Origin of the sequence: Paenibacillus sp. FSL R10-2782, from assembly GCF_038592985.1 — a bacterium.
GTDB classification, from domain to species: Bacteria; Bacillota; Bacilli; order Paenibacillales; family Paenibacillaceae; genus Paenibacillus; species Paenibacillus terrae_C.
This window is the reverse complement of the sequence record NZ_CP151951.1, coordinates 5,048,798-5,061,350: the sequence shown is the minus strand read 5'-3', so window position 1 is coordinate 5,061,350 and position 12,553 is coordinate 5,048,798. Positions and strand designations below refer to the sequence as shown.

At 47.3% G+C, this 12,553-nt stretch carries 14 protein-coding genes and 1 pseudogene; all 15 read left to right on the top strand.

The window, feature by feature from the left end; all coding sequences use genetic code 11:
• Positions 1–28: 28 nt before the first annotated feature.
• The 15 genes and pseudogenes from glyA (at position 29) to NST83_RS22990 (ending at position 12,406) form a co-directional block, all read left to right on the top strand.
• A complete protein-coding gene (glyA, locus tag NST83_RS23060) occupies positions 29–1,279 on the top strand; it encodes a serine hydroxymethyltransferase (RefSeq protein WP_137060584.1) in 1,251 nt (416 codons plus the stop codon).
• Between the two features lie 80 nt (positions 1,280–1,359).
• A pseudogene (locus NST83_RS23055) lies at positions 1,360–1,593 on the top strand (sugar ABC transporter permease); the annotation flags it as partial.
• Between the two features lie 407 nt (positions 1,594–2,000).
• Positions 2,001–2,630, top strand: coding sequence for a uracil phosphoribosyltransferase (gene upp / locus NST83_RS23050; protein WP_013312332.1), 630 nt, complete (start codon positions 2,001–2,003; stop codon positions 2,628–2,630).
• 108 nt (positions 2,631–2,738) lie between these two features.
• The gene (wecB, locus tag NST83_RS23045; RefSeq protein ID WP_342415786.1) at positions 2,739–3,908 is read left to right on the top strand and encodes a UDP-N-acetylglucosamine 2-epimerase (non-hydrolyzing); all 1,170 of its coding nucleotides are present in this window, start codon (positions 2,739–2,741) and stop codon (positions 3,906–3,908) included.
• Between the two features lie 170 nt (positions 3,909–4,078).
• Positions 4,079–4,333: an AtpZ/AtpI family protein gene (locus NST83_RS23040; RefSeq protein ID WP_025683780.1), complete on the top strand. Its 255-nt coding sequence runs from the start codon at positions 4,079–4,081 to the stop codon at positions 4,331–4,333.
• Positions 4,326–4,706: an ATP synthase subunit I gene (locus NST83_RS23035; RefSeq protein ID WP_044646220.1), complete on the top strand. Its 381-nt coding sequence runs from the start codon at positions 4,326–4,328 to the stop codon at positions 4,704–4,706. Before NST83_RS23040 ends, NST83_RS23035 begins: the two co-directional genes overlap by 8 nt.
• 29 nt (positions 4,707–4,735) lie before the next feature.
• Complete coding sequence (gene atpB, locus NST83_RS23030) at positions 4,736–5,560, top strand: F0F1 ATP synthase subunit A (protein WP_342415785.1); 825 nt, start codon at positions 4,736–4,738, stop codon at positions 5,558–5,560.
• Between the two features lie 104 nt (positions 5,561–5,664).
• Positions 5,665–5,889 carry a F0F1 ATP synthase subunit C gene (atpE, locus tag NST83_RS23025; RefSeq protein WP_014278475.1) on the top strand — a complete coding sequence of 75 codons (225 nt, stop codon included), beginning with the start codon at positions 5,665–5,667 and terminating at the stop codon, positions 5,887–5,889.
• Positions 5,890–5,998: 109 nt separating this feature from the next.
• Complete coding sequence (gene atpF / locus NST83_RS23020) at positions 5,999–6,487, top strand: F0F1 ATP synthase subunit B (protein WP_342415784.1); 489 nt, start codon at positions 5,999–6,001, stop codon at positions 6,485–6,487.
• A complete protein-coding gene (locus NST83_RS23015) occupies positions 6,484–7,029 on the top strand; it encodes a F0F1 ATP synthase subunit delta (RefSeq protein ID WP_342415783.1) in 546 nt (181 codons plus the stop codon). The genes atpF and NST83_RS23015 overlap by 4 nt, the downstream gene beginning before the upstream one ends.
• Before the next feature lie 19 nt (positions 7,030–7,048).
• A complete protein-coding gene (gene atpA, locus NST83_RS23010) occupies positions 7,049–8,563 on the top strand; it encodes a F0F1 ATP synthase subunit alpha (RefSeq protein WP_137060578.1) in 1,515 nt (504 codons plus the stop codon).
• A 246-nt stretch (positions 8,564–8,809) separates the two neighbouring features.
• Positions 8,810–9,676, top strand: coding sequence for an ATP synthase F1 subunit gamma (atpG, locus tag NST83_RS23005; RefSeq protein ID WP_137060577.1), 867 nt, complete (start codon positions 8,810–8,812; stop codon positions 9,674–9,676).
• A gap of 122 nt (positions 9,677–9,798) precedes the next feature.
• On the top strand, positions 9,799–11,199 hold the full coding sequence (gene atpD / locus NST83_RS23000) for a F0F1 ATP synthase subunit beta (RefSeq protein ID WP_342415782.1): 1,401 nt from the start codon (positions 9,799–9,801) through the stop codon (positions 11,197–11,199).
• Positions 11,200–11,269: 70 nt separating this feature from the next.
• Positions 11,270–11,683 carry a F0F1 ATP synthase subunit epsilon gene (locus NST83_RS22995; RefSeq protein ID WP_025683771.1) on the top strand — a complete coding sequence of 138 codons (414 nt, stop codon included), beginning with the start codon at positions 11,270–11,272 and terminating at the stop codon, positions 11,681–11,683.
• Between the two features lie 471 nt (positions 11,684–12,154).
• The gene (locus tag NST83_RS22990) at positions 12,155–12,406 is read left to right on the top strand and encodes a DUF1146 family protein (RefSeq protein ID WP_025683770.1); all 252 of its coding nucleotides are present in this window, start codon (positions 12,155–12,157) and stop codon (positions 12,404–12,406) included.
• The last annotated feature ends 147 nt before the right edge of the window (positions 12,407–12,553 follow it).

Sequence of the window (12,553 nt, the reverse complement as noted above, 5' to 3'; positions counted from 1 at the left end):
ATTGACCATGGAGAGGGAGTAATCAATCATGATGGAACATCTGCGTAAAAGTGACCCGGCAGTGCTGGAAGCAATGGGACTTGAACTGAAACGACAACGCCATAATATCGAGCTAATCGCATCCGAAAATATCGTCAGTGAAGCGGTAATGGAAGCGATGGGCTCTGTACTGACGAATAAATATGCTGAAGGTTATCCAAGCAAACGCTACTACGGTGGCTGTGAGCATGTGGATATCGTCGAGGACATTGCACGCGACCGTGCCAAAGAACTGTTCGGTGCAGAGCATGCTAACGTACAGGCTCACTCGGGAGCGCAAGCGAACATGGCAGTATATCTGGCAGCTCTTAAACCTGGAGATACCGTACTGGGTATGAACCTGGCACACGGTGGCCATCTGACACACGGAAGTCCGGTTAACGCCTCCGGCTTGCTGTATAACTTTGCCGCTTACGGCGTACGTGAAGACAACTTCCGCATCGACTATGATGAAGTGCGCAAGGCAGCCTTCAAGCATCGCCCTCGTCTGATTGTAGCTGGAGCGAGCGCGTATCCGCGTACCATTGATTTTGAAGCCTTCGCTTCCATTGCCAATGATGTGGGCGCTCTCTTCATGGTCGATATGGCACATATCGCGGGTCTGGTGGCAGCGGGTATTCATCCAAGCCCGGTTCCGCATGCTCAATTTGTAACAACAACGACACACAAAACGCTGCGTGGTCCGCGTGGAGGTCTGATTTTGACTCGCAAAGCGTGGGCGCAAGCGATTGACAAAGCTATATTCCCAGGTACTCAAGGGGGGCCGTTGATGCATGTGATTGCATCCAAAGCCGTTGCCTTGGGTGAAGCGCTCCAGCCTTCCTTCAAAACCTATGCGCAAAACGTAGTTCGCAACGCTCAGGTACTGGCTGAGACATTGCTGGCTGAAGGCATTAACATTGTATCCGGCGGTACGGATAATCATCTGATGCTGCTGGACACTCGTAGCTTGAACATTACTGGAAAAGAAGCGGAGCATGTGTTGGATTCTGTGGGCATCACGGTGAACAAAAACGCGATTCCTTTCGACCCGACCAGTCCGTTTGTTACTAGCGGAATCCGCATTGGTACACCTGCTGCTACATCCCGTGGTATGGATGAAGAGGCTATGGTCAAAATCGGTAAAATCATTGCCGAAACTCTCAAAAATCCAAAGGATGATACGGTATTGTCCAAAGCCAGCCAAGCTGTTGGCGAACTGACAGACAAATTCCCGATTTATCCAGGTGTTCAATACTAATCAATCTGTTTGTTTAATAAGGCTGTCTTTCTTCCGTAATCCGGAGGGGAAACAGTCTTTTTTTTGATTTCTAGCGATTCTGTCTGTTTCTGGCGATAGCCTGGTCCTTTAATGCATTTGAGTTGAATTTGGCGCTGACAAAGGGTGAATCATTAAGTAGAAGGAGACCGTTGCGTTGGACATATATAATGAAGCGTTTACAAATAAACGGTCATAGATTGGGTACTGCTAAATCCATTATTTTCTTTATCATCGTTGCATTCATTACCAGCATTCAGTTGTGTCTGACAAAGAAAAGGGAGGTCGAAATGTAATGGGAAAAACATCAAACCATAATTTGGCACATGGGCTGCTGAAATCCTAAAGTCTGATGCTGTATTAAGACACAAAGGCTGTTGGTTTAGGCAGGGAGTCCGAAATTTAAAAGGTTTTGACGGTCAAGTGCCATTAGATCCTTTTTTATGCACTTTTTGTATGACAAAAGTCACTCTTGAAGTGGGCGAAGTATGCATTTTACTTATCATATCTTCCTCTTGACAAAAGGTTGCGGTGGCAGGTGTTAAATCAATCAAGGGAATGTTATAATAAACAGGATTTACAGGCACGCATTGCATCTGTGCTTATTTGGTTTGTACAAATAGGTTACATAGATCCTTTCCATACAGGATGTTCGATATTCTGGTGCGAGAGAACGTGACGATAATACCGGAGGGAATTTATCATGGCAAAACTGGTGGTTTGTGATCACCCTTTGATCCAACACAAACTTACATTTATCCGCGATGTGCGGACCAACACCAAGGATTTCCGCGAACTGGTGGATGAAGTAGCAACATTGATGGCTTATGAAATTACGCGGGATATCCCGCTGGAGAGCATTACGGTGCAGACACCGGTTGCTGAGACAGAAGGCAAGGTTATTTCCGGTCGCATGCTGGGTCTCATTCCAATCTTGCGTGCAGGCTTGGGGATGCTGGATGGCGTTGTCAAACTGCTGCCAGCAGCAAAGGTAGGGCATGTGGGACTGTTCCGTGATCCCGAGACATTGCAGCCTGTGGAATACTACACGAAGCTGCCTACAGACGTGACAGAGCGTGAATTGATCGTGATTGATCCGATGCTGGCAACAGGCGGCTCGGCGATCGCGGCTATTGATGTGCTGAAAAAGAGAGGCTGCACCCAAATTAAAATGATGAATTTGATTGCCGCTCCCGAGGGGGTCAAGGCTGTTCAGGATGCCCACCCCGATGTAGATATTTATGTTGCTGCACTGGACGAGCGTCTGGATGATCACGGCTACATTATTCCTGGTCTTGGTGACGCGGGAGACCGTTTGTACGGAACCAAGTAAACGGCCTCTGGTCATTCGGCACAATATATGGGCGTTACGGACAAGTCGTTTTTCATAAAAGAACGATCTTGGAGTCGGGCGTTTATTTTGAAAAGGGGTTCAACAGAAATGTCCAAAATCAAAGTGATGACTATTTTTGGCGTGCGTCCGGAAGCGATTAAGATGGCTCCTCTTATATTGGAGCTTCAACGTCACCCCGAGCATATCGAGTCTGTAGTATGTGTAACGGCTCAACATCGCCAAATGCTCGATCAGGTTCTGGAAGTATTTAATATTCACCCAGACTATGATCTGGATGTGATGAAGGATCGTCAGACGCTTAATGAAATTTCGATCCGTGTGCTTCAAGGATTGGAACCTGTGTTACGTGAGGCAAAGCCTGATATCGTGCTCGTTCACGGGGATACGCTGACGACTTTCCTGGCCAGCTATGCGGCCTTTATGCAACAGATCGAAGTAGGGCATGTGGAAGCGGGCTTGCGGACGTGGAACAAGCTTTCTCCGTACCCTGAGGAAATGAACCGTCAACTGACAGGAGTGCTGTCGGATCTTCATTTTTCTCCTACTTCTTTATCTGCTGGGAATTTGCGGAAGGAAAATAAGCCTGAATCTCGAATATATGTAACAGGCAATACCGTGACTGACGTATTTCAGTATACGGTTCGTCAGGATTACGAGCATCCGGTGTTGGAATGGGCTAAAGGCAAGCGTCTGATTCTGATGACGGCACACCGTAGGGAGTCCCAGGGTGAACCACATCGCCAAATTTTTAGTGCGGTCAAACGAATCGCAGACGAGTTTGAGGATATTGCTATCGTGTATCCGGTTCATCCGAGTCCGGCTGTGAAGGAGCCTGCATTTGAGATTTTAGGCAACCATCCGCGTATTAAGCTGATTGATCCCCTGGATGTGGTGGATTTACACAACTTTTATCCGCACACTCATCTCATACTTACTGATTCGGGTGGTCTTCAGGAGGAAGCACCTTCATTCGGCGTGCCTGTACTGGTACTGCGTGATACGACTGAAAGACCGGAAGGAATTGAAGCTGGCACACTGGAACTGGTGGGTACGAGTGAGGAGAACGTCTACAATCGGACCAAGGCTCTTTTGACGGATTCTGCATTATATGAGTCTATGAGTCAGGCAGCAAACCCTTATGGCGATGGACGAGCTTCGGTAAGAATTGTCAATGCTATTTTGCACCATTACGGTGTTCGATCCGAACGTCCTGAAGAATTTCACACAATGTTCACAAAAGGTGTCCGCACCACATAATCATCCTTACAGGGTAAGCATACAGTTAAACTGTACGGTTACCAAGGGGTACGGCATTTTAAGATGCTTTGTCGGCTGATTTTATACTTTAGGGCACTAAAATATCTCAATTGACAAAGCATCTTATATTTAAGTAAAATGGACTGGAATTGCAGGGGTGACATGGAAAAGTGGTCAAACCTTCCAAGCAAAACAACAACCGAAATAACACCGGAAATGCCTTCAAGGCAATTGGACTGGTGAGCGCTATCGGCATTGATTTGGCTGTGTGCACACTGGGGGGTTTTTATGCCGGAAAGTGGCTAGACGCCAAACTTGGTGGTTCCGGAATTTGGATTGGCGTAAGCGTTCTCGCAGGCTTGGTTGTAGGCGCATTGAGTATTGCCCTTGTGATCGGAAAGGTATTGAGGGATAACCATGAGTGAGATGACCCGAATGCAAAAAATGTTATGGATCGTAGCGCTTTGTATTATGGCTCTGTGTTTCCTGGTCTCCGCCTTCATGCCCCAACATCGTGACATTGCTCACGGAATCATTCTGGGAACGGGAGTAAGCTGTCTTAATGTGCTGTATATGGCCTACAAAATTCGACAGGTTGCGAGTGCGGCCGCCGGTGAAGGCAAGAAGAAAAGGGTGGGCATCGGCTTTGGAGTTCGTGTAGCGACCTCTATTTTGGCGGTAGTGCTGGCGATAGAATTCCCGGCCTATTTCCATGAGATCGCTGTAATGGCAAGCCTGGTAACTGGCCAGTTTCTTCTTTTAATTATAGGCATCATATTCGCGCTTCAGGAAAAATGATGGCTCAACTGAGAAAGGGGTGAGAAAACATGTTGCATGAATCACCGATTATCGAATTGGGCGGGTTTAACATTGACTTGTCCGTCATTATTATGCTTTTTGTAACTTGTGCGATTGTGTTTGGACTGGCTTTTGCTGCAACGCGCAATTTGTCTGTGGACAATCCAAGCAAGCTGCAAAACTTTATGGAATGGGTCGTTGAATTCGTTCAAGGACTGATTACCAGCACGATGGATTTGAAAAAAGGGAAGCCGTTCCTCTCCTTGGGGATGACGCTGATCATGTTCATTTTTGTCGGAAATATGCTGGGCTTACCATTCGGTATTGTGACCGATTTCGATAATACGCAAAGTGCCCAAGTATTTGGACACCAAATCATTCCAGTCAAGGAAGCGTTAGAACAAGCACAGGCGGCTCATCCGGGCGAACCTGCCCACGTGGGTGTCAGCTGGTGGAAATCACCTACCGCAGATGCAGGGGTGTCCATTGGTCTGGCATTGATGATCTTTGTGCTGGTTCATTTTCTGGGAATGTTCCGTAACACCAAAGCTTATTTCAAGCATTACCTTCAGCCATTCCCTTTCTTTTTGCCAATTAACCTGATTGAGCAATTCTCGAAACTTTTGACACATGGTATGCGTCTATTCGGTAATATCTTTGCCGGCGAGGTTTTGATTAGTGTGCTGCTGAAATTGACAGCAATTGGCGTTGGAGGGTGGATTGCTTCCGTATTGGGGCTGATTGTATGGCAAGGATTCAGTATCTTTGTTGGCAGTATTCAGGCGTTCGTCTTTACCATTTTGACGTTCGTGTATATTTCACAGGCAATTGATACGCATGAAGAAGAGCATTAGGTAATTTCAGTTTCCGGTTTTTAGTTAAGTTCAGGAGTGCGCTTCGCTCTTAACTGCAAATACATGTACAACACAAATACACATCTCTAAGGAGGATTTTTAAAATGGGAGCTTGGGCATTAATAGCAGCAGCTATCGCAGTAGGTTTGGGTGCGCTCGGCGCAGGTATTGGTAACGGTCTGATCGTAAGTAAAACAGTTGAAGGTATTGCTCGTCAGCCAGAAGCAAAAGCTTCATTGCAAACTGTTATGTTTATCGGTGTAGGTCTGGTAGAAGCACTGCCAATCATCGGTGTCGTCCTGGCATTCATTTTCTACGCAGCAGCTTAATTGAATGGAAGCAAGGTTTGGCGGGGAAGGCACAGCCATCCGCGCCTTCTTTGTTGCTTGGCTTAAGAGATAACTAGGACTGACGTTCACCGGAAAGGAGTGACTTCAATTGAGTTTAAATTGGACAAGTATCGTTTTTACTGTAATTGCATTTTTGATCTTGTACTGGTTACTGACGCGTTATGCATTCGGCCCTCTCTTTTCCGTTATGGAGAAGCGGCGTCAGCTTGTATTACAGCAAATGAATGAAGCGGCACAGACGCGTGAACAGGCTGCTGCCTATGTTGAGGAGCAAAAGCAGGCTCTCCAACAGGCACGCAAAGAAGCCTACGATATTATTGAGCAGTCGAAACAAACAGGTAGCAAGCAAGCGGAGCAAATTATCGTTCAGGCCAAGGACGAAGCTGTCCGCCTGAAAGACGAAGCTGTTCGTGAGATCACGAGCGAGCGCAATAAAGCAGTTGCCGAGCTGCGCAGCGAAGTGGGCCGGGCTTCGGTACAAATCGCTTCCAAGCTGATTCAAAAAGAAATCAAAGAAGACCAAGTCCAGGGAGAGCTTGTCGACCAGTACCTTAAAGAGGTAGGAGGCAAAGCATGAGCCGGGATACGGTAGTTGCCAAACGGTATGCGAAAGCTTTGTTTGAAGTGGCGGAGCAAGAGCAAACCATTATGGAGACCGAGCAAGAGCTGCGTGCTTTTGTAGAAGCTGTCTCTGGAGATGCTGAAATCCGTAAGTTCATCAACTCTCCTAACATTACGGAAGCGGTCAAGCTTCAGGTTCTGGCTAACAGTTTTGAGGGCAAGCTGTCTGCCCCGCTGATCAACACGATTAAGCTGTTGATCCACCGCAGCAGAGCAGATTTGTTCGAATCTCTTCTCGCCGGATACCTCGATATTCAGGAGTACAAGCTGGGACTTGCCCATGCAAAGGTGTATTCCACTTATGCGCTCAGTGAGCAGGAAAAAACAGCGGTAGCCGAGCAATTCGGAGCCCGTGAACATAAAACAATCCGTGTGGAAAACATAGTGGACCCGAGTCTGCTGGGCGGATTGAAAGTGGTTATCGGCGATACGCTGTACGACGGTAGTCTGGCCGGCAAGCTGGATCGTCTTGAGAAATCCTTTAACAGACGAGTATAGAAGATAGGGGTGAACACACTTGAGTATCAAACCTGAAGAAATCAGTTCATTGATTAAAAGTCAGATTGAACAATATAAAAATGATATTGAGGTCGTTGAAGTCGGCACTGTTGTTGAAGTCGGCGACGGTATTGCCCGCGTCTACGGACTGGAAAAAGTCATGTCCGGTGAATTGGTTGAATTCGAAAACGGCGTTTTGGGCTTGGCGCTCAACGTGGAAGAAAGCAATGTTGGTGTTGTTATTCTCGGTCAATTCTCCGATATCCGTGAAGGCGGTCAAGTGAAACGTACAGGTCAGATCATGCAGGTTCCTGTAGGGGAAGCATTGATCGGACGTGTTGTTAATCCGCTGGGACAACCAGTTGACGGTAAAGGCCCGATTGCTACAACGGAATTCCGTCCGGTAGAAAGCCAGGCTCCAGGCGTTATGGCCCGTAAATCGGTACATGAGCCAATGCAGACGGGGATTAAAGCTATTGATGCGATGGTTCCGATTGGTCGCGGTCAACGCGAGCTGATCATCGGTGACCGTCAAACAGGTAAAACCTCTATTGCGATTGACGCGATTTTGAATCAAAAAGGCAGCGGCATGAAATGTATTTATGTTGCCATCGGCCAAAAGCAATCTACGGTAGCCCAAGTCGTTGAAACCTTGCGTCGTCATGGTGCTTTGGAATATACGATTGTCGTTACAGCGGCAGCTTCCGAGCCATCACCATTGCTCTATATCGCACCTTACTCTGGCTGCGCTATGGGTGAATACTTTATGTACAAAGGCGAGCACGTATTGGTTGTATACGATGACTTGACCAAACAAGCGTCCGCTTACCGGGAACTTTCCCTGTTGCTGCGTCGTCCACCGGGCCGTGAGGCTTACCCAGGTGACGTTTTCTATCTGCATTCCCGCTTGCTGGAACGTGCAGCGAAGCTGAATGACGAGTTAGGCGGCGGATCGCTAACTGCGTTGCCATTCATCGAAACACAGGCATCCGACGTATCTGCCTATATTCCAACGAACGTTATTTCCATCACAGACGGACAAATCTTCCTCGAAGCTGACTTGTTCTATGCAGGACAACGTCCAGCGATTAACGTAGGTATTTCTGTATCCCGTGTAGGTGGTTCGGCTCAGATCAAAGCGATGAAAAAGGTTGCAGGTTCCCTGCGTCTGGATCTTGCCCAATATCGTGAGCTTCAAGCGTTCTCCCAATTCGGTTCCGATTTGGACAAGTCCACCAAAGCTCGTCTGGATCGCGGCGCGCGTATGATGGAAATTTTGAAACAGGGTGTTAACCAGCCGTTGGCTGTAGAGCAACAGGTTGTGAGCTTGTACACTGCGGTAAAAGGCTTCCTGGATGATATTCCTGTAGCAGACGTGAAACGTTTTGAAAAAGACTTCCTTTCTTATATGGAGTCTGATCATCAAGATATTCTTCAATCTATTCGTGATACAAAAGACTTGGTACCTGATAACGATGCGGCTCTCAGAGCAGCTATCGAGAAATTCAAAAAATCATTTGCCACGTCGGTTTAATACATTGGAATTTGCCAGTTTATGACGAGAAGTGTCCTAAGGAAGCGTGCCCTCCGGGCTGTGGCTTCCTTGGCATGTTTTATCCTCAATAACTGGCCCTGTATGATTAGTTCGGCTGGACTGTTCTTCATCATGGACGGCCAGATATCCAGAACCAGTTTACGAAGTTAGCTTTGACTTTGTTAAAGCTAAGGGTTTGCTTACGAAGTAGCTTTGGCTTTGCCAAAGCTTGAAGGTGGTGAAATCATGGCAAAAGGTATGCGCGAGATTAAACGTCAGATCAAAAGTGTGCAGAGTACGAAGCAGATTACGAAAGCAATGGAGATGGTAGCTGCATCCAAGCTTAGAAAAGCTCAGGAGAAGGCTGAGGCGGCTCGTCCTTATTCGGAAAAGCTTAGGGAAGTTGTGACCAGTATTGCTGCGGGGTCAAACAACGTTAAGCACCCGATGCTGGAATCGCGTCCGGTCAAAAAGACGGCATATCTCATCATTACATCTGATCGTGGTCTGGCTGGTGGTTATAATGCCAACATTTTGCGGCAGGTTACACAGACAATTGCGGAACGTCACCGTTCACAGGATGAATTTACAATTTTCATTATTGGACGAAAAGGACGGGACTATTTCAGACGCCGCGAATTTCCTATTGCCGAGTCGGTAACAGATCTGTCAGATACACCTGCTTTTGCAGATATCAAGACGATTGCCAACAAAGCTGTGCAGGGCTTTGAGCTCAAGGAATTTGATGAGCTGTATCTATGCTATAACCGCTTTGTTAATGCATTGACTCAGATTCCGACCGTTGACCGTCTGTTGCCAATGGCGACACCGGATTCCGCTGCTGCATCATCCTCGATTAACTATGAGTATGAGCCGTCACCGGAAGGAGTGCTGGAAGTGCTGTTGCCGCGGTATGCGGAAACACTCATCTATGGTGCTTTACTGAACGGTAAGGCGAGTGAGTTGGGAGCAAAAATGACAGCAATGGGATCTGCCACTAAAAATGCTACTAAGCTGATTGGTGAGCTGTCTCTGACCTATAACCGTGCTCGTCAAGCGGCTATTACCCAGGAAATTACGGAAATTGTGGCAGGGGCAAGCGCCCAGTCTTAATGGGCTTTTTTTGCGGACTGCTGTATAGCTGGTCCTATACTAATATGATAATTTGCGGGCGCAAAACAAATCGTGTAGCTCGGATTTGCGGCTGTGCAAGCTTGTAGGAGGGAAACCAAAAGATGAACAAAGGACGCGTAGTGAGCATCATGGGTCCGGTTGTCGACGTTGAGTTTGAACGCGGACAGCTTCCGGAAATCCTGAATGCCATTCATATTGGGACTGTGCTGGAGAACGGAGTCAAAGTTGACCTGACGCTCGAAGCATCGAAACACCTTGGTGACAACCGTGTGCGTTGTATTGCCATGTCTTCCACAGATGGTCTGGTTCGTGGAGTTGAAGCAATCGATCAGGGAGCACCTATTTCGGTACCTGTCGGTGAAGCAACTCTGGGACGCGTATTTAACGTACTTGGAACGCCAATTGATAATGGTACTGATTTGAGTGAAGCATCTAGAAATCCGATTCACCGTCAGGCTCCTGCCTTCGATGAATTGACAACTCAAGCAGAGATGCTCGAAACCGGCATTAAAGTTATCGACCTGTTGGCTCCTTACGCCAAAGGCGGTAAAGTCGGATTGTTTGGTGGTGCCGGTGTAGGTAAGACTGTAACTATCCAGGAATTGATTAACAATATCGCTCAGGAACATGGTGGTATTTCCGTATTCGCAGGTGTTGGTGAACGTACGCGTGAGGGAAATGACTTGTACCATGAAATGAGAGATTCCGGCGTTATCAATAAAACAGCGATGGTGTTCGGACAAATGAACGAGCCTCCAGGCGCGCGTTTGCGTGTTGCCCTTACCGGTCTGACGATGGCGGAGTATTTCCGTGATCAGGAAGGCCGTGACGTGTTGCTCTTTATCGATAACATCTTCCGCTTTACCCAAGCGGGTTCCGAGGTTTCCGCCCTGTTGGGACGTATGCCTTCGGCAGTAGGTTACCAGCCTACACTGGCAACTGAGATGGGTCAATTGCAAGAACGGATTACTTCTACCAAAAAGGGTTCTGTTACTTCCATTCAGGCCATCTATGTGCCTGCGGATGATTACACTGACCCGGCTCCTGCTACAACGTTTGCCCACTTGGATGCAACGACAAACCTGGAGCGTAAAATTTCCGAAATGGGTATTTACCCGGCGGTTGACCCACTAGCATCAAGCTCCCGGATTTTGGCTCCAGAAGTTGTAGGTGAAGAGCACTACAATGTAGCACAAGGTGTAAAACAAATTTTGGCCCGCTATAACGAGCTTCAGGATATTATTGCCATTCTGGGTATGGACGAGCTGAGTGAAGAAGACAAAATGCTGGTAGCCCGTGCGCGCAAAATCCAGCGTTTCCTGTCCCAACCTTTCCATGTTGCCGAAGCGTTCAACGGCTTCCCGGGTAAATATGTACCGGTTAAAGAAACTGTACGAAGCTTCAAAGAAATTCTGGAAGGCAAGTATGATCATCTTCCAGAAGCGGCCTTCCTTTTTGTAGGGGCCATCGAAGAAGCGGTAGAAAAAGCCAAAACGCTGTAAGCATACAGGCGAAGAATAGCCGAGCCTTACGAAGTGAGCTGTCTGCGGGCAGCTTTCAGGAGGGATTCAAGTGAGCACGTATTTGTTGGAGATTGTGACGCCGGAGCGCCTGGTTTTTGCAGAACAGGTAAACAGCATCAGTGTTCGCGGCTCGGAAGGTGATCTCGGGATTTTACCTGGACACCTTCCCTTGGTCACTCCCTTGAAGATTGCGCCAGTACGTATTAAAACTGGCGGTCAGACAGAAGTGATTGCGGTCAATGGGGGCTTTGTCGAAGTCCGCAAGGATAAAGTGGTCATTTTGGCTGAAAGTGCGGAGCGTTCCGAAGATATTGATGTGGAGCGTGCCCGTGCGGCAAGGGAGCGGGCAGAGCTGCGGCTCCAGAGCAAACAGGAGAAAGTAGACCATCATCGGGCGGAGGTAGCTCTTCAACGGGCGCTTAATCGTCTGAATGCAACGAGCATCAGAACCAATAAGAATTAACATTGGGTTTTTAACTGGAATGTAAAAGGGTTCGGCATGGTATACGGATGGAATGACAGGGAGACCGCCTCATAATTTCTGCCAAATGATGTTCCGGCAGAAGAAGAGGAGGTAGACTTTTCCTTCCTTCGATCACTGTGATCGAGCTCTTTTTTTAGATGGATTTCACCAAATACAGTCCCATTTCTTGCTTCAACATTTTGCATCATTCGATTCCCAATGCTCGAAAGTACAATATATAGACGAACTAAACCGTTTCGATGTATATATTGCTAATTTGCAATCGCTTTTGGGATTATGCAAAATACTCACTTAATAGCTAGGTACATAGTACCTTTTAAATTCACGAAACAGAAGGAAATGTTCGTATTTTGTCGAAATAATTGTCCTGAAAATAGAAATAGCACTGGCATATTAGGCGTTCGCCGAGTATTATAAAGAAGTCTGTGACGCAGATGGGAGGGATTACGGATGAACGGGAAGCAGCAATTGGCTGAACAGTTAAGTCAATCGGCGAGTATGACCGCGTTGGTCTCCATGATCGTGTCGCTCATTTGTATAGCGCTAGCTTGGTGGGCTTTACAGAGCTTAAAGCTGGATTTGTTCATTAGGCATCCTAAGGGACCACAGGGCAGATTACTGCACTTGTTTCTTGCCATTATTTTAGGGCAGCTGGTGTCCGGGTTTCTGTTAAGCTATATCTCATGGAGCCAGATGCTTTAGAATGTGTTTTAATATGAAGCAGGCGGGTTATATGACTTTATGGTCCTGTATCTGCGGGAAATTGTCGAATAACATCGTACCATATTGTCAACAATGGTAAACAAAAGAACTATACGTGTATAGCTGGCCAAACAGGCTGGAAACACA

Bases quoted from the DNA above. Each gene is read 5' to 3' on its own strand.
- glyA (WP_137060584.1), top strand. From the start codon at position 29: ATGATGGAACATCTGCGTAAAAGTGACCCGGCAGTGCTGGAAGCAATG.
- upp (WP_013312332.1), top strand. From the start codon at position 2,001: ATGGCAAAACTGGTGGTTTGTGATCACCCTTTGATCCAACACAAACTT.
- wecB (WP_342415786.1), top strand. From the start codon at position 2,739: ATGTCCAAAATCAAAGTGATGACTATTTTTGGCGTGCGTCCGGAAGCG.
- NST83_RS23035 (WP_044646220.1), top strand. From the start codon at position 4,326: ATGAGTGAGATGACCCGAATGCAAAAAATGTTATGGATCGTAGCGCTT.
- atpB (WP_342415785.1), top strand. From the start codon at position 4,736: ATGTTGCATGAATCACCGATTATCGAATTGGGCGGGTTTAACATTGAC.
- atpE (WP_014278475.1), top strand. From the start codon at position 5,665: ATGGGAGCTTGGGCATTAATAGCAGCAGCTATCGCAGTAGGTTTGGGT.
- NST83_RS23015 (WP_342415783.1), top strand. From the start codon at position 6,484: ATGAGCCGGGATACGGTAGTTGCCAAACGGTATGCGAAAGCTTTGTTT.
- atpG (WP_137060577.1), top strand. From the start codon at position 8,810: ATGGCAAAAGGTATGCGCGAGATTAAACGTCAGATCAAAAGTGTGCAG.
- atpD (WP_342415782.1), top strand. From the start codon at position 9,799: ATGAACAAAGGACGCGTAGTGAGCATCATGGGTCCGGTTGTCGACGTT.
- NST83_RS22990 (WP_025683770.1), top strand. From the start codon at position 12,155: ATGAACGGGAAGCAGCAATTGGCTGAACAGTTAAGTCAATCGGCGAGT.